This is a genomic window from Bacillus sp. N6 (genome assembly GCF_052805735.1).
Map to the genome: position 1 here is coordinate 3,055,682 of NZ_CM127843.1, position 20,869 is coordinate 3,076,550.

23 protein-coding genes are annotated in these 20,869 nt (G+C 35.1%); 5 read left to right on the top strand and 18 right to left on the bottom strand.

From position 1 onward, the window contains the following. Positions 1–151 precede the first annotated feature (151 nt). The 5 genes from ACUXVC_RS15725 to ACUXVC_RS15745 form a co-directional block, all read right to left on the bottom strand. A complete protein-coding gene (locus ACUXVC_RS15725) occupies positions 152–514 on the bottom strand; it encodes a DUF2294 domain-containing protein (RefSeq protein WP_000798161.1) in 363 nt (120 codons plus the stop codon). A 364-nt stretch (positions 515–878) separates the two neighbouring features. Continuing rightward, positions 879–1,967, bottom strand: a complete 1,089-nt coding sequence (locus ACUXVC_RS15730; RefSeq protein WP_000703146.1) for a GerAB/ArcD/ProY family transporter — start codon at positions 1,965–1,967, stop codon at positions 879–881. A 27-nt stretch (positions 1,968–1,994) separates the two neighbouring features. Beyond that, positions 1,995–3,182: a Ger(x)C family spore germination protein gene (locus tag ACUXVC_RS15735; protein ID WP_071740790.1), complete on the bottom strand. Its 1,188-nt coding sequence runs from the start codon at positions 3,180–3,182 to the stop codon at positions 1,995–1,997. Continuing rightward, positions 3,179–4,771 (bottom strand): spore germination protein, encoded by a 1,593-nt coding sequence (locus ACUXVC_RS15740; protein ID WP_446025749.1) that lies wholly within the window; start codon positions 4,769–4,771, stop codon positions 3,179–3,181. The genes ACUXVC_RS15735 and ACUXVC_RS15740 overlap by 4 nt, the downstream gene beginning before the upstream one ends. A gap of 349 nt (positions 4,772–5,120) precedes the next feature. After that, the gene (locus tag ACUXVC_RS15745) at positions 5,121–5,963 is read right to left on the bottom strand and encodes a polysaccharide deacetylase family protein (RefSeq protein WP_071731960.1); all 843 of its coding nucleotides are present in this window, start codon (positions 5,961–5,963) and stop codon (positions 5,121–5,123) included. 395 nt (positions 5,964–6,358) lie between these two features. On the opposite strand from ACUXVC_RS15745, the gene satA reads away from it, so the two are divergent. Continuing rightward, positions 6,359–6,919, top strand: coding sequence for a streptothricin N-acetyltransferase SatA (gene satA, locus ACUXVC_RS15750; protein WP_001054997.1), 561 nt, complete (start codon positions 6,359–6,361; stop codon positions 6,917–6,919). A 76-nt stretch (positions 6,920–6,995) separates the two neighbouring features. Here the strand turns inward: satA and menA are convergent, their stop codons facing one another. The 8 genes from menA to ACUXVC_RS15790 form a co-directional block, all read right to left on the bottom strand. Next, entirely contained in the window at positions 6,996–7,907 is a 912-nt protein-coding gene (gene menA / locus ACUXVC_RS15755) for a 1,4-dihydroxy-2-naphthoate polyprenyltransferase (protein ID WP_340783353.1), read from the bottom strand. Between the two features lie 256 nt (positions 7,908–8,163). Next, positions 8,164–8,763, bottom strand: coding sequence for a DJ-1/PfpI family protein (locus tag ACUXVC_RS15760; protein WP_340783350.1), 600 nt, complete (start codon positions 8,761–8,763; stop codon positions 8,164–8,166). A gap of 55 nt (positions 8,764–8,818) precedes the next feature. Continuing rightward, positions 8,819–9,802: an aminoglycoside phosphotransferase family protein gene (locus ACUXVC_RS15765; protein WP_340783348.1), complete on the bottom strand. Its 984-nt coding sequence runs from the start codon at positions 9,800–9,802 to the stop codon at positions 8,819–8,821. Positions 9,803–10,072: 270 nt separating this feature from the next. Further along, positions 10,073–10,477 carry an arsenate reductase (thioredoxin) gene (gene arsC / locus ACUXVC_RS15770; protein ID WP_043937137.1) on the bottom strand — a complete coding sequence of 135 codons (405 nt, stop codon included), beginning with the start codon at positions 10,475–10,477 and terminating at the stop codon, positions 10,073–10,075. Between the two features lie 20 nt (positions 10,478–10,497). Then, entirely contained in the window at positions 10,498–11,538 is a 1,041-nt protein-coding gene (arsB, locus tag ACUXVC_RS15775; protein WP_000826550.1) for an ACR3 family arsenite efflux transporter, read from the bottom strand. An 18-nt stretch (positions 11,539–11,556) separates the two neighbouring features. After that, positions 11,557–11,994, bottom strand: a complete 438-nt coding sequence (locus ACUXVC_RS15780; protein WP_340783345.1) for an ArsI/CadI family heavy metal resistance metalloenzyme — start codon at positions 11,992–11,994, stop codon at positions 11,557–11,559. Between the two features lie 60 nt (positions 11,995–12,054). Further along, the gene (arsR, locus tag ACUXVC_RS15785; RefSeq protein WP_002182884.1) at positions 12,055–12,360 is read right to left on the bottom strand and encodes an arsenical resistance operon transcriptional regulator ArsR; all 306 of its coding nucleotides are present in this window, start codon (positions 12,358–12,360) and stop codon (positions 12,055–12,057) included. A 522-nt stretch (positions 12,361–12,882) separates the two neighbouring features. Further along, positions 12,883–13,392, bottom strand: coding sequence for a DinB family protein (locus ACUXVC_RS15790; protein WP_098128209.1), 510 nt, complete (start codon positions 13,390–13,392; stop codon positions 12,883–12,885). 392 nt (positions 13,393–13,784) lie between these two features. Between ACUXVC_RS15790 and ACUXVC_RS15795 the strand changes: the two genes are divergently transcribed. Continuing rightward, a complete protein-coding gene (locus ACUXVC_RS15795; protein WP_260859134.1) occupies positions 13,785–14,285 on the top strand; it encodes a dihydrofolate reductase family protein in 501 nt (166 codons plus the stop codon). A 193-nt stretch (positions 14,286–14,478) separates the two neighbouring features. After that, on the top strand, positions 14,479–14,658 hold the full coding sequence (locus tag ACUXVC_RS15800; protein ID WP_144465358.1) for a DUF4083 family protein: 180 nt from the start codon (positions 14,479–14,481) through the stop codon (positions 14,656–14,658). A 371-nt stretch (positions 14,659–15,029) separates the two neighbouring features. Here the strand turns inward: ACUXVC_RS15800 and ACUXVC_RS15805 are convergent, their stop codons facing one another. The 3 genes from ACUXVC_RS15805 to ACUXVC_RS15815 are packed head-to-tail and all read right to left on the bottom strand — an operon-like array spanning position 15,030 to position 16,586. Then, complete coding sequence (locus tag ACUXVC_RS15805; protein WP_144465343.1) at positions 15,030–15,581, bottom strand: hypothetical protein; 552 nt, start codon at positions 15,579–15,581, stop codon at positions 15,030–15,032. Beyond that, the gene (locus ACUXVC_RS15810; protein WP_186313191.1) at positions 15,578–16,249 is read right to left on the bottom strand and encodes a permease prefix domain 1-containing protein; all 672 of its coding nucleotides are present in this window, start codon (positions 16,247–16,249) and stop codon (positions 15,578–15,580) included. The genes ACUXVC_RS15805 and ACUXVC_RS15810 overlap by 4 nt, the downstream gene beginning before the upstream one ends. After that, entirely contained in the window at positions 16,233–16,586 is a 354-nt protein-coding gene (locus ACUXVC_RS15815) for a PadR family transcriptional regulator (protein ID WP_144465344.1), read from the bottom strand. The genes ACUXVC_RS15810 and ACUXVC_RS15815 overlap by 17 nt, the downstream gene beginning before the upstream one ends. Positions 16,587–16,777: 191 nt before the next feature. On the opposite strand from ACUXVC_RS15815, the gene ACUXVC_RS15820 reads away from it, so the two are divergent. Together ACUXVC_RS15820 and ACUXVC_RS15825 are read left to right on the top strand one after the other, a co-directional pair. Further along, the gene (locus ACUXVC_RS15820) at positions 16,778–18,208 is read left to right on the top strand and encodes an IS4 family transposase (RefSeq protein WP_446025750.1); all 1,431 of its coding nucleotides are present in this window, start codon (positions 16,778–16,780) and stop codon (positions 18,206–18,208) included. Positions 18,209–18,864: 656 nt separating this feature from the next. Next, positions 18,865–19,065, top strand: a complete 201-nt coding sequence (locus tag ACUXVC_RS15825) for a hypothetical protein (protein WP_000858032.1) — start codon at positions 18,865–18,867, stop codon at positions 19,063–19,065. Positions 19,066–19,460: 395 nt separating this feature from the next. Here ACUXVC_RS15825 and ACUXVC_RS15830 read toward each other — a convergent pair whose 3' ends face one another. Then, complete coding sequence (locus tag ACUXVC_RS15830) at positions 19,461–19,736, bottom strand: hypothetical protein (protein ID WP_088021911.1); 276 nt, start codon at positions 19,734–19,736, stop codon at positions 19,461–19,463. A 147-nt stretch (positions 19,737–19,883) separates the two neighbouring features. Beyond that, positions 19,884–20,414, bottom strand: coding sequence for a hypothetical protein (locus tag ACUXVC_RS15835; RefSeq protein WP_226640503.1), 531 nt, complete (start codon positions 20,412–20,414; stop codon positions 19,884–19,886). Between the last annotated feature and the right edge of the window lie 455 nt (positions 20,415–20,869).

A 20,869-nucleotide genomic window follows, 5' to 3' on the forward strand; every position in this document is an offset into this window, starting at 1 on the left:
ATCAGTTTTTTTGAGCGTTATTCCAATTAAAATTCAGTATACGTAAATAATTTCAAGTTTTTAATTATTATCATGTTAATAAATTTAAATAAAGCGCAAAACTTTTAGGTTTCTTAATTATCTCCCACTAACCCTACGGTGGTTTTAATTTTTAAAATTTTTCCTCAAGATTATGAAACAATTTAAAAATCATTACTCGTTCACCAGTGCGGGAGCTTATATCCGTATGAAAGCTTTTCACTTTTTCTTCAGTTAATTCTAGTATAATCTCTTTCAAATCTTCAATTCCAGATTCAACTAGCTCCGAACGATTTTTCTTTATCGTTAGCATACCGTCTTTCGTTTCGCAAACCGTATATTCAGCCGGCGTTAAAATACCTTGTAAATTTACGATAATCATATCCCGTAATATATCTGTCTTAACGGATATAGACCCGCGTCCTAGGTAGTCCTTTTCCCAGTGAGTAATTGCTTTGCTTATCTCTGATTCAATAGAGCCTTTTGAGTTTTTCATCTTTGTATCCTCCTTCAATAAAATGTAATTACATTTATAATTACAATAACAATATAATAATCTGGATTGATTTTATTTTCAATTATTGAGAAGAATTTATAGGAATCGTTGTCATGTATCCTTTAATATTAAAGTGAATTTTCATATTGTAATATACGTTTTTTACTATCCCAAACAAAATACTCTTACTATAAAAACTCTGTTGCATACATTTCTAAAAAGGACATTCCGAAGAAAATAAAGAAACTCTTGTAACGTAATATACAAACAAAAAATCCTACACTTATGAATAGGATTTTTCTCTTTTTATATTAGTCAAAAAACTAAAAGTATACCTGCCCTCCAAACATATTACCGATTGGGTTTATGCATATTTCCTTCGAATTTTGCCAACCACCAATAACAGTAAAGGAATCCCTAGCTCATAAACGGGAAATGCAATTGGAATTACGAAAAATATGTAGTAATAATGGGTAAACGTTTGGATATTTTTAACTGACACAGCTATGATGAACGAAATAGGAGCAAGAACTAACGCTACTTTTCGCCAATCCTTCAAATGAAATATTTGCGCTGTTCCATAACAAGCGATAAACATGTATAACGCCAATTTCACAAAAATACTAAAAAACCAAATAATAACTATCAAAATATCCACATTTTGAATGAACTCCATGACAGATATGTATCGGCTCAAATCGTAAACCGGATACAAAAAACTTGAAGACAAATTCGGACCGAATGTTAAAATGACCGCTAATGTTCCGATCGTTACCATGAAAACGGCTAATCCTACCCCCAACATCGCCCTTGATGACGCTTGCTCTGGTTTATCCATAAAGAAAACGAACATCATCATCATAACAGCCTCTCCAAAAAATGCGGCTACAGGAGTATAGGAACCTTTAAGGATGGGAAGCCAGCCAGAATCGTGATAAATAGGCCGCATATAATCCCAATTCATATTGCCAACATTCAAAATGATTACAAACGTTATCATTAAAAGTACAATTGGCCCTATGATTTCACTTAAACGTCCAATACCTTCCACCCCTCCTTGGTAAATGATAAAAATGAGCAATAACATCGCAGTAAAGACAATGACCCACAAAGGTGTATTATGAAACAAAGCGATAATAATGAACTCACCAAATTCACGGACGGTTATCCAAATTATCATGTACCACCCAAAGAAGTAAGGAATCATCAGTAGCTTTCCTAGCCATTTACCAAGAATAGTTTGACTAAATTCAATGAGAGTTTGTTTCGGATAAAGCGAACCAAGTGTAGTTGCCAAAAAAGTAAGAGCAACCCCTATCACTCCTGCAATCAAAATCGAGATCCACGCATCTTGTTTGACAGTACGAATCGTCGCTGGAATAACTAGAAGGAGTGATTGTCCCACTTCAAATGTGAACATCATCCAAAAGATTTGCCTGCCAGATATTTTCATCGAATTTCTCACACTCTATATTCCTCCTTATTTTTTCATTTCATTTTTCTTCAACTGCAACGGTGGTCCAGTCAGTCCTACTCGCCGAATAGTGAGCTGTGTATGAACAGAAACCTCCACTTTTCGAAATTGTTTACTCCAATTCTTTTTTAACCCTTTCCATTCGGATGGATATTTTTGATGAATGGCTTCTCCAAATCCAAAGATATCGGTTCCGTATTGTTTTTGAACCTTTTTAATAGTTTGGAGAGCTTCCTTTTCGGACTGTTTTTCCAATACATGTTCTAAAAGAGTAAGATTTTTTGGCTGCGAAAGATCTAAATTCGTATTGTTCTCCTGAATTGTTCCTTCACCAGAAAAAACAATGTCACACTTAATTGTGTCCCCTTGTATAGTAGGTATGATTTTTCTATTGATCTTTGTCATATATAAACTTGCACTACCATTTCCTTTAGAGGCCGTTGCTGTAACTGTCTGTTTACTTAAACGATTCACTATCCAAAGAGTAGTTAACCATTCCTGCATGTTCAAGTATCCTACCAATTTGAAATCGTTGTTAAATATAGCACCGCCTACAATTTGAAACCCTTTGACCACGGTTTTACCTTTTTTATGAGACACATTTAGTTTAATAACGGGCAAAATCGGGGTGATTCCATCACTCGTACCAGCAATAAGAAAATTTAATAAAGACATATCTCCCGCTGCCTCTATTTGCATATGCTCTTTAAGTGCCCCAAGTGCCGGGATAGACTCTAAAGGGATGGATGCTTTCAGAAAATCTTTTGCAGTATTCCCTTTTATGACAAACACACCTGCTCGTAATCGAATATCAGGATCGCGGCTATATGCATCTAAAACTGGAGCAAGACCACTTTTAGCCATTTTTTCTCCAATCAATATTACACGCTGGTGCCCTCGAAAAATTTCTCTCGACATTTTTGTTTGCATCATTTGTATAGCTTCATGTGTATCCCTTCCCGTTCCCGATTCTGTAAAAAACGCTTTTCCTGCATTACTTCTTCCGCTCTGTCCCATTCCCATTTTTGATGGAATAATAAACTGAGCACTAATTTCAATCTTATTATTCTTCGCTTGATCAAGTCCCCATCCTAATTCTATTGCCAAATCATTTAATTCTGTCCGATCCCAACATCCCGTCAAGAAGCATAAAGAAATGACCAGTATCATACAGAGTGCCTTGTGCAGGCTCATTCTGTTTCCCCTCCCCGTTTCTCATCTGGCTTTTGTCCACCTGGAAAACGGACTTTCTCTTCACCAGATACCATTATTGGGCGGTGGGTCATATTCCAACGAGGTGTTCGGAGAAAAACATCCTTTAAATCACGAGGAGTTTGTGGTGCAACTGGACTTAAATAGGGAATGCCAAAAGAACGAATGTTAGTTAAATGAATCAAAATCGCAAGGGTACTTATTGCAACACCGTATAGCCCGAGCATCCCTGCCAATAACAGCATCGGAAAGCGTAACATCCGGTAAGCTGTTCCTAAGTTGTAGCGCGGGAACGCAAATGACGCAATACCAGTCGTCGCCACAACAATGACCAAAGGTGCGGAAATAATACCTGCTTGCACAGCAGCTTGCCCGATAACAAGTGCTCCGACAATACTAACTGCTGATCCAACAGGTTTTGGTAACCGAACCCCCGCTTCCCTCAAGCCTTCAAATAAAAACTCCATCATTAGCGCTTCTATGACAGCCGGGAACGGAATGCCTTCTCGCGCAGCTGCAATACTAATAAGCAAATTTGTCGGAATTAATTTAGGATGAAAGGTTGTAATAGCAACATAGAGAGAAGGAAGAAATAATGAAATATTAATTAATATTAAACGTATCCATCGAACAAAAGTTATGTAGATGGAGCGTTCATAATAATCCTCCGCTGCTTGTAGACCAGTCCAAAATGTCATAGGAACAATCAAAACGAAAGGTGTGTTATCTACTAAAATGGCGACTTTTCCCTCTAATAAACTTGCACAAACCGCATCTGGCCGCTCAGTATTTTGAATTTGTGGAAAGGGCGAAAAGGGTTGGTCCTCAATAAACTCTTCAATGAAAGCTGACTCCAATACTCCATCAATTTGAATTCGCTTTACCCTTTGGCGAACTTCATCCAAAACCGAATCAGGTGCAATTCCCTCAATATAGGCAATTACCACATCTGTCTGTGACAATTCCCCAATCGAATAAGGTTCCATTTTTAGTTTTTGGCTTCGAATTCTTCGGCGAATCAGGCTCGTATTGACCCTTATCGTTTCCGTAAACCCGTCCCGAGGGCCACGAACAGAGATCTCGGCAGCCGGCTCTTCAATGCCTCGTTTTTCAAAACCTTTTAAATCAGCGACTAGAGCTTGACTCTCTCCTTCTGTTAAAATGACGATATTCGCTTTCAATACTGCTTCTATAACCTCACGAACTTTAGAGATTGTCTTTACTTGAGAAACCGCAATTAGCTGATTTTGTATAATTTCTCCTACCGAATCCACACTCTTTACTCCACTAGGCAGACCTTCAAACATCATTGGTTTCAAAACAACTTGTTCCACAACTTTAGTGTCAATTAATCCATCTATATAAATAAAGAGAATTTCATTTTGACTATCTATGATTATTGGACGAAAAACAATATCGGAACAATTTTCAAAAACTTGTCTCAAAACTTCTTCATTCGCAGATACACTCTGCTTGAGTTCGCACTCTTGATCATTTTGGAGCAGCATACTTGCACTCTCAAGTTCCTGAATATCTTTTCTCAAACGCTTTCTACTAAGTTTTTTCATCATACTACCCCATTTATCGAGTGGTTATGTTTTGAACCCAATTGTTAATAATATCTTGACAGAATAGCTTTAAAAAACAGTTCCACTAAATGTTTTTTGTAAGTAATCATTTATCTAGAAAACAACAGGAAAATATCCCCTCTATATCCTTCTTAAAATCTCCTTACACATGAAAATTATTCAATTTTTTCTATAAGTTAGTTATTCTAAAATGAGTTATCCATAAAGTAACTTGTAAATGATGCTTTGTTAAATTGGTAGTAATAAGCTTATAGAAACGAGCAAAAAAAGCATGTCCTGAAGAAAGATAAATCAGAACATGCTCTTAATTTATTTATTTATTTATTTGATACTATAGACGTTGATCTTTCTGGAAGTTTAGTTGAAAATGATCCGCTTCATTGTATACCCCGAATTCATATCCTTTTTCCTTATAAAATTTAATAATTTCCGGAAGCGCTTGTAATGTCTGTGGTTTTTCATGCATTAGAACTACTTCCACATCTTCTGTTGTTGTACGCTTTACATTTTCTATAATTTGCTGTGGGTTACCTTTTAATTTCCAATCATTTGAATCTATCGTCCAATCCCAAACTTTTATTCCTGCTTCTACAATTTTGTTACGAATGTCCTGCCCCTTTAATCCTGGTGCAGATCCGTATGGGGGACGGACTAGTTTAGGAGTTGTACCTGTAATATTATGAATAAGAGCTAACGTTTCTTTCATCTCCGTTACAAATTGTCCTTTTTTGTATAGCTTATCACTATTATGTGTCATACTATGTGCACCAATATAATGTCCTTCTTTTACTGCTCGTTTTACATTTTCCTGAAAACCAGTATTCTGTAAATTGCTACCTTGCATAAAAAATGTCGAAGCAACATGTTGCTCTTTTAGTACATCTAAAAATTTGCCAGTTAATTCGCTAGGACCGTCATCAAATGTTAAATAAACAACCTTTCCTACTGGTTTTCCATCAGCTCTTTTCTGTTTTGCCAGCGATGTGTCCTCTTTCTTTCCTTGTTGTTGCGTATTAGCTAGCTTAATACTTTCATTAGCTACCCCTTTCGCTGGGATAGAGTTCCATTTCCCTATTAAAAAGAACGTGAAAAAGGTCGTTGCTAAAACAATTCCTAGAGATAGTATTGCCTTAGTTACTACACTTGTTTTTTTCTTATTTTGTGATTCTTTCATTATGTTTCGATCCTTTCCCTACTCATTTTCATATTCATTATTTATGCAGCTAAACATTAACTTCAGCTGATATTTACAATAAATAGATTAATAGAGGAAGGTGAAGATAAAATGCAGATAATGTCGAAATTAGTTAAAGAATAGCCTATTACATCCACTCTTTAAAAAAATATTTGTTTCTCTACTACAGTTAAATTTGAAAACTGCATATACATCCAAAATAAAAAATACTACTCTTTCTAAATAACATTTTCACATCAAGATAATAGCATACCGGTATAAAGATAAAATACAGAGATGGCCGTACTATTGAAATTCTATTATAATTTTGTAATTGGAATTCATTTGAACCAAATGAAGAACTAGAAGAAATATTATTATGTGGAGGTACTCCGATGAACCTTGTAATTAGAGAGTTAGAAACAAATGATTTAGATAATCTCCCGGAGATTGATGACAGTTTTATAGTGAATGCTCGGTTAATTCTTTCTCTTTCCAAAGGAAATAGACGCATAGAATATACAGTAGAAGACGTTCCAAGTTATGAAAAAAGTTATTTACAAAATCAAGATGATAATGAAGAACTGGCTTACAATGAATATATAAATAAACCTAATCAAGTCATTTACATAGCTCTGTTACATAACCAAATCATTGGATTAATGGTATTGAAAAAGAATTGGAACCACTATGCTTACATAGAGGATATAACGGTAGATAAAAAATATCGTACAATCGGAGTTGGCAAAAAATTAGTTGATCAAGCAAAGCAGTGGGCAAAAAAAGGAAATATGCCAGGTATCATGCTTGAAACGCAAAATAATAATGTCGCAGCATGTAAATTTTATGAAAAATGTGGATTTGTAATTGGTGGGTTTGATTTTCTTGTTTATAAAGGTTTGGATAAGACAAGTGATGAAGTTGCAATTTATTGGTATATACATTTCAAATGCTAATAGTTTATAACGTAAAAAACTCAAAATAAAACCCCAATTTCTCTATATTAAAATCGAGAAATTGGGGTTAAGTTATTTAAAACAAATAACTAATTAATAATCCTGCTGACAACAAGAAGCCGAAAATCGTATTTGTCATCGCTGTTGATTTCATTGCGATGCGCATATATCCAGGATCCTTTGCCCCTTTTTGGAAACTTTGAATCGCAGAAATTGGCTTTCTCAAACCTAAGAACATAACTAATGCCCAAGGGCTTATATAACCCATTAATACAATTACGGCAATCCATAAATACGCAATGAAAAAGGCTACCGCTAGTGTTACCACAGCTTTTTCTCTCCCAAGGAGGATTACTAATGTCTTTCTTCCACCTTTAATATCTTCTTCGATATCTCGGATGTTATTTGACATATTGATTGCACCTACTAAAATTCCAATTGGAATGGAAATCAATACACTTTCAATCGTTACAGTATTCGTTTGAATAAAGAAAGCAATGAGTACAAAACATGTTCCCATTAACAATCCAGAAACTAATTCTCCAAACGGAGTGTACGCAATTGGTAATGGACCGCCTGTATATAAATAGCCAACTGCCATCCCAATTAAACCAATAACGACTAACCACCAACTACTATTCATACAAATATAAATGCCAATAAAAGCTGCTACGACATATAATAAAAGCGCAACTGCTAACACATTTTTTGGCTTCAATCCATGACGGACAATTCCGCCACCGATGCCAACGGATTCAGCGGTATCTAATCCACGTTTGAAATCATAGTACTCATTAAATAAGTTCGTTGCTATTTGCAGCGCTAAACATGCAAGCATCATCGCAATAAATAAAAGCCAATCAATTTTGGCAACATAAAGTGATGCCACTGTCCCTAAAATTACAGGAGAAAACGTCGCCGTTAATGTATGCGGGCGCGTCATCTTCCATATTAATTTAGCGGAACTAATTTCTTTTTCTGTCCCCATAACTCTGTTCAATCTCCCTACATTTTAAGTATAAATTACTAGCAGTATCTTTCTATCTATTTCCTGCCACGCATCCATTCATTATATCAATAAATGATTATCCTTTCTAACAAATCAACTTTTAATAAAATAAATATTATAAAATGAAACTTTAATCAGTAGGAGTTTTGTCATACCGACCGATTATTAGTACATATGAATTGGGCTTTTATAGGCAGCCCCCTCCCATTTAAAATAGGATAAAAAAGAAAGCAAATTACTTCCAAACAATACCTCGCCTCTCATATTCCATTCTGTATTCAACGGCAGCCGCAATTTTAGGGCTTGCGAATCTTTCCATGATCCAAAGTCCCAAATCAACTCCTGAAGTGACTCCTCTTGCAGTGATAACATCCCCTTGATCCACAATTCTGTAATGAAAAAGCTCTGCCCCGTATTCACTCATTTCATCCTGTGCCAAATAGTGCATCGTGGCCTTTCGACCGTTCAATATACCAGAGGCAGCTAATAGCATACCTCCTGTACACACACCAGCAACGATTGTTCCTGCATTGTGCATCTCGCTAATCATTTTAGTCAAAGTTCCAAGCTCTGCTTGCTTTCGTGCCCCATGCTCTGCTTTATGATTCCAGCCACCACCAGGTACAATTAACAAATCTGGACGGTTATCCATTCGTAAAAAATCATGTAGTTTAACCGTAACTCCAAATGAAGTAGTAACTTCTTGTTTTTGTTCACTTGAAACGAATTCAACCGTAAATGGAGCCCCTTCTTCTATTGCTCTTTTGAGTACCTCAAACGGCGCAAAAGAGACAAGTTCTCCGAATCCATCAAACAATACTATTTGTATTTTCATTTTTAGAACACCTCATATCGTTTCTGTTTTGAACCCCCAATTAAGAGAATAACTGTTATCTACAAATTAACAAGGAAGATAATCTTTCTCCCCTCACTCTATAAACTTCCAAATGTTCTTCTAATTTCCTCTCATCACTTATTACACTTAGCGTTTTCTTCACAAAATTCCAATTCAAACTACCAGATAACCATAATAATGAAGACAGTCTTTTATAATCATTTGAGGTTACAATATTATTAGCCTTATATCCTTCTAAAAATGAACTAGCAACAATTGAACATACTTCATGCGAATGTATTCCTTCTGTTCGAGAATACCACTTTATTAAAAAGGCTAACCCTTCAATGCGGTCAACATAACTAATAGATTCAAAATCCACAATTCCTTTTACCTTTTGACTTGAATCCCATAAAACATTCAAAGGATTTAAATCTGTTTGTACGATAAACTCTAAATTACTCGTATATGCACACGCTATATGATATTTAGCAAGATCTATGTACTCCCGTAATTCCTTACATGCGCTTGCCTTACTTTCTAACATATTAATAAATTCAACATACCCATCCAAATGCGATTTCTTTTGAAAAGTCGAGCTTTGAAATGTACTAGAAATATCATGAATCTTTCTTGCCTTCTTTCCAAACGATTCTGCAATAGCTTCTGTGCAGTGTGTAAGATGCTCTCCTTCAATCCAATTAGACAATACAAATCGGTACTGTTCATCATTACAAGTGACTAATGTAAATGACTCCCCTGACGTATTCTTATTAATTTGCATAAAAGGAATTCCATGCTTGCGTAAATAATACGTAAACCGCACTTGCTCTATCAGTTGTTCGTTTAATAACGTCCCAAAGGCAGGATTGATTGTTCGCTTGCTATTTATAAACCTTGCGGAATATAGTTTTCCATTCAACATAATTTTATAGTGTAAATCTGTATTCCAACTATTATTATGTAATTCTTCTTCCACCATTAGTGTATGGATTTCTTTAAAATAATTTATTAATACGTCTTTTATTATGTGTTTCATCCTTTTTTCCTTTCATCTGAAAATTTTTTATTACACACTACTTTTATGATTACTATCTCGATTACTCTAAAGACCAAAATTTTATTCATTTTTAATGATTAGTATTGTTTTATACATATTTAATAGAGGCATACTACCATTTTAACTATATCATTCTCACATAATATTCTGCATTCGTTGAGATAGTTGTTTTAAGCCAATGCAATAGTGACTATATATAGAAAAAAGAGCCAATCCCCTATGCAATAGAAGATTGGCTCTTTCCCTTATTTACTCCCCTGTTTCAGAAAATCGCTTTATACGTTCACCAATTTCATCACGAACACGTTGAAATTCAGACCACTCTTTTCCTGCTGGATCATCAAATCCCCAGTGAACACGATTCACATGCGGCGGAGTAGATGGACAAACAGAATCCGCATGACTACAAAGTGTAACGACTAAGTCAGCACTATTTAAAATGTTTGCATCAATTATATCTGATGTTTGATTTGTTATATCGATATTCACTTCATTCATTGCTTTAATCGCATTTGGATTCACTCCATGTGCTTCAATACCTGCAGAATACACATTCCACTTATCCCCTAAATATTGTTTGCCCCATGCTTCTGCCATTTGGCTTCGGCATGAATTTCCTGTGCATAAAAAGTAAATTGTCTTTTTGTTTGCCATGTTGTTTTCCACCTTTGTTTTTAAGTTGATTGATCATTAAAATATTTACGTTTAAACCAAAAAGCGACATTTACAAGTGCAATCATGACAGGTACTTCGACTAACGGTCCAATGACAGCTGCGAATGCTGCGCCCGAATGAATACCAAACACACCAACCGCTACCGCAATCGCTAACTCAAAGTTATTACTACCTGCTGTAAATGCTAACGTTGTTGTTACCGGATAGTTTGCACCAATTTTTCTTCCCATAAAGAAAGAAACGAAAAACATTACAATAAAATAGATTAATAACGGAATCGCTATTCTTACTACATCAAGTGGTACACTAACAATCATCTCCCCTTTTAAAGAGAACATAACGATGATCGTAAATAGCAATGCAAGTAATGTAAGTGGACTAATTTTAGGTATAAACACCTTTTCATACCACTGTCTTCCTTTTAACTTAACTAGTACAAAGCGTGTCAACATACCTGCTATAAAAGGAATTCCCAAATAGATAAATACTGATTTTGCTACTTCTATCATTGTAATATCGACAATAGCACCTTCAATCCCTAACCATTCTGGAATTACAGTTACAAATACGTATGCATAAACTGAGAAAAAGAGCATTTGGAATACCGAATTAAAAGCAACTAAACCTGCCGCATACTCTTTATCCCCATCAGCAAGATCGTTCCAAACAATTACCATTGCAATACAACGTGCTAACCCAATCATAATGAGACCAACCATGTATTCTGGTTTATCAGGAAGAAAAATAATTGCTAACACAAACATAAGTACCGGACCAATAATCCAATTTTGTACTAAAGATAGCACTAACACTTTTACATCTTTAAATACTCGGCCCATTTCCTCATAGCGAACTTTCGCTAACGGTGGATACATCATTATAATTAATCCAACAGCAAGCGGAATAGACGTCGTTCCAACCTGTAATGTATTCAGTCCGTCTACTACACTAGGGAACACAAACCCTAAACCAATCCCAACAGCCATCGCTAGAAAGATCCATAGTGTTAAATATCGGTCTAGAAAAGATAAACGTTTCATTTTATTTTCCATCTCCTATTAACAGCAAGAATTTTTAACTATCTCATTTGAAGTCGTGCAACAAGATGGATCTTCTATTTTATGAACATCACTATGTGCTTTTGTATAAAAGAACTCCCACTCATTACCATCGGGATCCGTTACCCAAAACTTATCTTGTACTGCATAGCAACAAGTCGTATCCATCTCATCACGCGCAAAGAAACCTTCTTTTTCTAATCGTTCTTTATGTAATGTAATTTCTTCAGCTGTATCCACTTGGAAACCGAAATGATTTACTTGATTTCCATTCACCTCATCTCGTACGTTCAGCGTAAAATTAAGTTCTGGCGTCTCTAATAAAAATTTTGCATAATCCGTTTTCACTTTAACTGGTGAAACACCAAATACCTTTTCGTAAAATTCAATAGACTTCTCTAAATTCGTAACGTTTATACCGACGTGAACATATCTCATACCTTATTCCTCCTCTTTATATATCATTAATCAAGTTTTTTTGATTAATAAATTAAAATTTTAACAGCAGCTACCTTTTCCTGTTTTTCTAAAGATACAGCACAATTCTTCTGATAATAAATTATTCACTTCCGCATCATTTAAATCATAATAACTCCACGTACCTTTTGTTTCTTTTACAATTAAACCTGCGTCTAATAAAATCTTTAAATGATAGGACAACTTAGATTGTGTCATTTCAAAAACTTCTGTTAAATCACATACACATGTTTGGCCTCGCTGACAAAGTTCATACATGATTTCTAAACGTTTCTGATCCGCCAACGCTTTAAACTTTTTCTCATAGAGCTGAAAATCTTGTACCACTGTAGTTCACTTCCCTTCATCAACTTTTTTTGATATTTATAGTATATACGTTGGTGAGTTCTTTATGCAAACAATTAATCAAGTTTTTTTGATTAATCTAAAAACCTTCCTCGCATCATAACTTTGCTACAACTAAAAAGGACCATCGCCTTTTCAAAAATGAAAAACTACGGTTCTTTTACAACTTAATAGTTGCAATATTTCCGAGTAATGGAGTCTCTGTAACTATTTAAATTTTAATTTGATCATTATAGAGTAGTGCCCCATCACCACCAATCTAAGAAAAACAAATACCCCCAAATGAGAAAAATCGATATAACTCTTCCGCAAATAAAGATAACTCTTGTTTTTGGTACATATTCATAAAAAGCACGTCACCCTTTCTCATTAACATAAGAGAATAGTAACGTGCTTTTAATTTCAAAAATAGTCTAAGATGGTTGTGGGGCGGGACCCCCATAAGAACGTTATCTAAGATTGTATGAGAGGTGTTAGTTCCATTCCAATGGCCTCAGCCGGCGATTAACTCAAATACCGATTTCGGATGACCCCCATGTGATGAAGTTCGTGTCCTGCGACGCCGTACGCGAGGGCGCGCGCCGTAATGCTTAGGTTGTTGGCTGTGCCCTTACGATTCCATGCCTCAGCCGGTAGCCCGCGCAGTAATGTAACCGTTGATTGCCGTACGGCCCGGTAGTCTTCGGCCAATTGCGCGGTTGTCCAGCTTCCGAAAGGAGGTATGAATAATTCCTGATTGAAACCGGTCAGAGGCGTCTGGTCCCCTCTTGCGAACCGGAGCAGGCGGTAGGTCATGACGCGTTCCGCGTCTGTAATGTGGCCCACGACTTCTTTCAGCGTCCATTTTCCTTCCGCATACCGATATGCGGCCTGGCTTTCGGTCAACGATGCCAGGAGCTCGGTCATTCGCTTTTCCTGGGCGAGCAGAATGTCGATGATGTTACCGTCCGGCACCAAACGGATATATTCGCCGGAGCTCCCGGCATATTCTACTTCTGACGGTCTTTGATTCATGCGTAGTCACCTCTTTATGTAGATATAGAAAATTATAGCACTCGTCTATGTCTAATAAATTCGCGAAATGATAGAACTTCCCTTCTAAATAAATGAGGATAAGCAACTATTTAGTCGGTCGCCACACTATCCTGATTCGTTAGCACAATAAACAATGCTAATCAATAATGCATAAAAATTATCTGTTATACAATATTTCGAAGTTATTAATATATATTGAGTTATTCCGAAACATACATAAATACATTTTGTCGAAACTATTAAAAAAGAAGAATTTCTCTAACTGAAGAATTAATAATTGTGTTACCAATATGTAAAAATCTCAATTTAAAACTAAAGGAGAACAAAATGGACAAATAATTGTATCAATGTACCTCTCACTAGATGGTGTCATGGAGGAACCAGCTTGGACTGCTCCATACTTCAATGAAGAAGTAGCAAAGTTTCAATCCGATTTACTGTTTGAAAGTGAAGCGCTTCTACTAGGGCGAGTAACTTATCAAGGTTTTGCAGCTGCTTGGCCTTCTATGATTGATGAAGAGGGTTTTGCTAATAAGATGAACAGCATGCCTAAATTTGTTGCTTCAACAACTTTGGAAAAAACCGAATGGAATGCAAATCTTATCAAGGGCAATATTGTAGAAGAAATATCGAAACTGAAGGAACAGCCCGGTCAGAACCTTTTAATTTATGGTAGTGGTGAACTTATACAAACATTGATGCAACACGACCTCATTGATGAATATCATTTTATGGTCAATCCCGTTATCGTGGGAAGCGGAAAGCATCTCTTTAAAAACGGAAACGATACAAAGGCTTTAAAACTGATCGAAACAAGAACGACCAGTTCAGGTGTCGTTATTCTTTCCTATCAGCCGGAGAAAAAAGAATAATTATTGATAAATTATATAAACAAAAAAACTCATCAGAATAAATCCTGTTGAGTTTTTTTATAAGATAATACATATATTAATTTATAAAAATTAGATGTCATATTAACTAGACATGTATAGAATATACAACCAAAATCAAACAATATATCAATCCTTTTAAAGGGTAAAATAGGGAAAAAGGAGATTCTAAATAATACCTTTAGAAAACTCTATTTATTACATAGGAGTTGCTATTATTTTAGCAATCATCGGTGCAATGTTCGGGGGAATTATACTTATAATTCGAAATATTAACAATCGTAAAAAGCAAGATTCAGTTGAACAAAAATTAGATAAGGTTATTCAACTGTTAGAAGAACAAAACAAAGATTGACTCTTTCGGATCAGGAAAAGTTAAAAGTAACTTCCAATAACGAGAATAATGTAAATAAGCTGTCCATGTAGACAGCTTATTGTTTTTTGGCTTAGCGTACAAAATTCGCGTCTTGTTGGCGGTACCCCATTGCCATCAACTTAAGAACTCAAAATTACCCCAAAACAAAAAAAATGAGTTCAATTCTCATGGACACCCATGAAAATATGAATTTTTCATTTTGGGGTGCTACAAAATCTTTAAGTCGATGGGCATAGGGCTACCATATTATTTCGGGAAAATTGTACGTTTAGACACAAATTAACCGGTACCTTGTACGTTAAGGAACCGGTTATTGACTTACTGCTTAATGGTTGTAATTTAGTTTCTTCCTAATCCCAATTGATATCTCCAGTAGTTATAGCTCCTTTACCTTTACAATAACCCTGACCAATACATTCTAGTATTAGACTATAGTTACCTCGACCTAGTTGTTCGTTTCTTGCAAACATGTCACCTGGTTGCAATATCTTTTCATACTTGACCTCATGATATTTATATAATGTGACCTTAATAGGAACTTTGCTTTCTGAATAATTTGATACATAAAAGAAAGGACTGTAGGTTTTTGTATTTATTTCTCGTGTTTGTTGAAGTCTTGTGTCTATTAAACTTACCATGCTGATACGAGAATCTTTTTGTTTTTCATACTGTTGCAATTGATTCCAAATTGCTTCATGCCCCTCTGGTACATGGGTAGTCAACAAAAACGTGTCAACTTCTTTAAAATTGATTGAATTTTTAACGGCTTGTTTATGAATCTTATCTTGACCAATTGATATTAAACCTTTATTGGTGAGAAAAAGTCCTAGTCCTCCTAATCCCAAAACAATACCTATACCGATAGTGGAAAATCTAAGGGACTTGCGTTTGAATCCATTCATCCCCTATATCCTCCTATTTTTAAGCGACTTCTTCCAGTCAATAGAAGAGGTAAAAGGATAGCCAGACTAATCAAAATAGATACCATGAATAAGACTAGTGCAACAAGTTCTAGTGGAAGTGAGTAAACTATAATCGATATACACAAACCATACAGAAAAGTTCCGATTGCTAAAATATGACGTCTAGCACGAGTTTTATTCATTGCATAACGTTTACGTGTCTCTTTTATTAATAAACTATAAATAATCAACAACATACCTGGAACAGTGAAAAGACAAGAGGTAACCCAAAACAATTGCGATCCAAGTAAATGAGTTGCTATTGAGGATGCGAATATCCCAAAAAGAAATAATAATATTCCACCAATCAATCCTTTTGTTGAAATATGCATTGCTTCTTTAGAGTCAATAGATTGTTTCATTTCATCTTGACCATACAATTGCATTTCTTCCACTAAGTCACTTAAATCCCCGATTGAAATGACTCCTTTTTTAAATGCGTCTTCTTCTGTATAACCCTCTTTAATCATATCTGAAATTCGTTCTTTTAGATTTATAAATAATTCTTCCTTCATATCAAAAAGTTGTTGTGTTCCTTTTACATCTATAAACTGTTTATCGATGTAATCCTGTATTCTTTCATCTAATTTTCTAGTTCTCATTAACATCTGTAATCTCTCCTTTAATTAGACGATCTATAATCTCTTTCGCAATGTTCCACTCTTTTTTACCATTTTTGTAAAAATCTATACCGGATTCTGTTATGTGGTAATATTTTCGTCTTCCCCCTTGAGTTTCGTCTCCCCAATAGGAAGAGATGTGACCTTCTTTCTCTAATCGACGAAAAGCTGTATATAAAGTAGCTTCCTTTAATTCGTATTGATTGTCACTTAATTCAATAATCCTTTTGTATATTTCATATCCATAACTATCACCTTGACGAAGAACATTTAAGATGATCATGTCCGTATGCCCACGGATTAAGTCTGTAGATATAACACTCATTATATATCACCTCTTATAGTATATAATACGAAATATTACTTTGTCTGTCAAAGTAATATTTTACAAATAGTAGAATGTGTTTATAAAGGAGCCATGCCACATCTCTATCAAACTAAAGCGGATTTGTATTCACAAAGTGAAAAAAACGCTATTCTTTTTGTAGAAATATACAGAAAGGATGGCGTTCTTTTATGAATCTATCGATTCAAAATGGGTTTCATTTATTCGCTGAAGAACTACAGCAATACCTATCTCCATATGTTCTTCAACAACTCGCACAGGAGACAGGATTTGTAAAACGTAAAAGTAAGTATGGCGCACGCGATTTGGCTGCTTTATGTATTTGGATTAGTCAACATGTAGCAAGTGATTCTCTCACTCAATTATGTAGTCAGCTTTATGCAAATACAGCTACACTCATAAGTCCAGAAGGACTGAATCAACGCTTTAATCCAGCAGCTGTCGCATTTCTTCGAGAAGTTTTTACTTCTCTTCTCACACAAAAACTCTGTTCAAATCACTCACTTTCTGCACATATAATCTCTACTTTCAATCGTATCCGTATTCTAGATGCAACAGTGTTTCAACTGCCTGATCAATTCGCCACTGACTATCAAGGTTCAGGTGGGAGTAGTAATAAGGCAGGCGTGAAAATCCAATTGGAATATGATTTACTTAATGGCCAATTCCTTAACGTGCAGCTTGGACCAGGAAAAAATAATGATAAAACATATGGTACCATCTGTCTTAAAACCGTAGAAGCAGGCGATTTGTGTTTACGTGATCTTGGTTACTTCGATTTAGGAGACTTACAAGCCATTCATGATAAAGAGGCTTACTATATCTCGCGGTTGAAGTTGAATACACGCATTTATATCAAGAACCCTGAACCAGAATACTTCAATAATGGTACGTTAAAAAAGCAAACAGAATACATCCAGCTTGATATGACACAAATGCTGTCTGGTCTAATCCCTGGTGAAACGATGGAAATCCCCGAGGCATACATTGGCCAAAATCAGAAACTTCCAGCACGTGTCATTATCCATCGTTTAACCGATGATCAAACACAAACACGTCTGAAAAACCAAGCGATACGTGAAAAGAAAAAAGGCATTATCATGAAGGATAAAAGTAAACGTTTAATGTGCATGAATGTATATATCACGAATACGTCACTAGAAGAAGTACCGACGAACTACGTGCATTCATTATATTCACTTCGTTGGCAGATTGAAATTTTGTTTAAAACGTGGAAATCATTCTTTGAAATTAATGAATGTCAAAATATAAAAAGAGAACGCCTAGAGTGCCATTTATATGGACAACTCATCGGCATTCTCCTCTGTTCTTCTACGATGTTTCAAATGCGTCAGTTTCTGTTTGAAAAGAAAAAGCAGGAGCTGAGTGAATACAAAGCGATTTATATGATTAAAGATTACTTTCCATTACTGTTTCAAGCGATAGCCGTTGGCACAGAAGAACTTTTAAAAATTCTGCATCGCCTTTATCAACTGCTCAAAAAGAACGGTCGTAAATGTCATCGGTATAAAAAGATGACCGTCTTTGATATTCTAGGGATTGTGTATAAAACGACAGTGAAGCATAGACAAGCTGCCTAGCGAAAAAATCGCGTTTTAATAGGCTTCTTTAGCATGCCTACTTTTTTATCACTTGCTAGTTTTGAAACAAGGATCAATTCGTACCTAGTAATTTATTTAGTTAGCTTGATGGGCATGTGGCGGTACCCCATATCTATCAAACTAATAATTCGAGAACCCCAAAAAACAAAAAATTTACCTTTTCACAGTTATTTATGAGATTTCATCTCACTTTTTTCGTTTTGGGGAACAATTAATTTCTTAAGTTGATGGGCATGGGGTATCAACAGCATTTCGGAAAAAAACCACGTTAAGTAAAAAATAAGCTGTCCATATGGACAGCTTATTTACATAAAATTCGTTATTGGAAGTTGATTAATATCGGTTCATTTGTTTTTCGAAAGAAGTTATTTTGTTCGTTCAAAGATAATATCAAAGTAATTCGCGTACCCCATAGTTGGTGGCGCAAATAGTTGATTTTATAGGGGGGAACCTGTAACTGAATCCTAATATAGGTGTTTTTGTTTAAATTTTGCTTAATTCTCACCGGTAATTAACTAAAAATTTAGAAATTGTTATATAATGAATTTAATTTAAAATTAGGAGTGTTAGGGGTATTGGAAAGGTGTTAAAACTTCTAATAGAAAGCATATTCGATTAAGAAAGAAGGGATAGTTATGAAAACTAGTGAAGAAACGCATTGGCAAAGGTTTAAACGTAAGAGTAAATCCCCGAAAGAGTGGTTAAAGAAAGTATATGAATTTTTTATTAATGAACACGTATGGGATGCTATCTTTAAAGTGTTCCTTAAACTAGTATGGGCAGTAAAAGGTATGGGAAAAAGCTTGAAACGGGTAATAGAAAACATATTCAATTAAATTAAGAAAGATAGGGTATTGCAATGGAAATGAAACAGATTGGTAGTAAAGGGCAACCAATTGTTCCATTTCACATTAGGGGTAGCACCACATACCCATCAAGCTAAGATTTTATCGTATCCCCTAAACGGGAATTTTGTTTTTTTATAACACCGAAGTTCATTTTTATCGTTTTGGGGGTAAGCTGTTTTGTTAGGTTGATAGGCATGTGGCGGTACCCCTAATCCTTTAACGTACAGGGTGTTCCATATATCATTGTAAAAGATCATGAAAATAACACTCAAAAATCAATTCTTGGATTCAGCACTCAATCATTAGAAGAAGCTATTTTATAATAATCATCCAACACCATGAAAAAGAAACGAACAAAAATATTCGTTTCTTTTTCATGGTGTTTAATGCTCAAGAAAACTTATAACCGCATAAGTATATAGAACGACTAGAGCAAAGGCACATATTCCCATAATTATAATCGCTAGTGTGCTTTTCTCTTGTCTAAACCCTATAATTCCAAGAATAAATGCACTCAACATTGTTACCTTAAGCATTGTAGAAAGGTTGGGGATTGAATATCCACTCAACCAGGTAGAGAAACTTACAATTACGGAAAAAGAGAACAAAGTTAAAACAATAGATAATATATTAATGTGCTTCCCATACTTCAGTTGCATTTCGCTACCCCCTTTTCTTTTCATCAGTGAATAATAGGTAGATGGCCATATTTTCATTTTATTCTAAATTTTCTCGGAAATCTACAACAATAAGAAGAGGTTGTCCCAAAAGTCGCTGCATAGTTACTTTTAGGCAACCTCTTTTCTTTATTTTTTACTTTCCTCTAGTTTAGAGATATTTGCTTCTTTTTCAGGTAACGTATCAACAAAATCCTTTTGAGATTTTAATAGATCAGATTGTTGTATCCAAGCCATAAGATCATCTAAAGATTTACGAGCTTCTTTTACATCGCCAGTAATATCATTCATGTTCAACTTATTAAATGTAGCTAAAAATTCTTGTTGAATCTCACCTTGCAATGCATTGGCTTGCTTTGTTAATTCTTTATTTTCATCACTTTTTGCCTTTTGAATATTATTCATAGCTTTCCCGATTTCATGTTTATCAAAAGCATCTTGCGCTTTCTTTAAATTTTCGGTTTGTTCTAACTTACTTTTAATCTTCTTATCATCCTTCAACTTCAAAGCCTCTTGATAATTCTTTATAGCTTCGCTATATTTTTTATCCTTAATGTTCTTATCAGCTTTTGATGTATAATCTTCAAAGGAATTACTACTACAAGCTGCCAGTAGCAAGATGAATGCTAGAATCAACCCATAAAATTTAACATTTTTCATAGAAACTATGCCTCCTCTTCTATATGCATACACTTATGATATTACAATTTCTGTAAAAAAAGAAAGGGATACATATGTTATCAATTTGATAAATATTCTATTCGAGGCATTATGTATCATTTATTATCTTTTTCGGTAGACTGAATATATTCAAAGAAATCCGGTGGTTCTTTCATTGCTTCTTTTTTTTATTTTTTCAAGTTCTTCACGTTCACGCGGAGACAATCTTTCTAGTAGGGGTACCCCCCATCACCATCAAGCTAAGAAATGCAAATACCTCAAAACGAAAAAATGAGCAATTTGTTACAGGTTAGTACAAAATTCCGTTCTGGGGGGTACTATAAAATTTTAGCTTGATGGGTATGTGGCGGGACCCCATGCCCATCAACTTAAGAATTTTATAACAACCCAAAACAAAAAGTCATGAGCTAACTTTCAGGGGGCACCTCAAACGA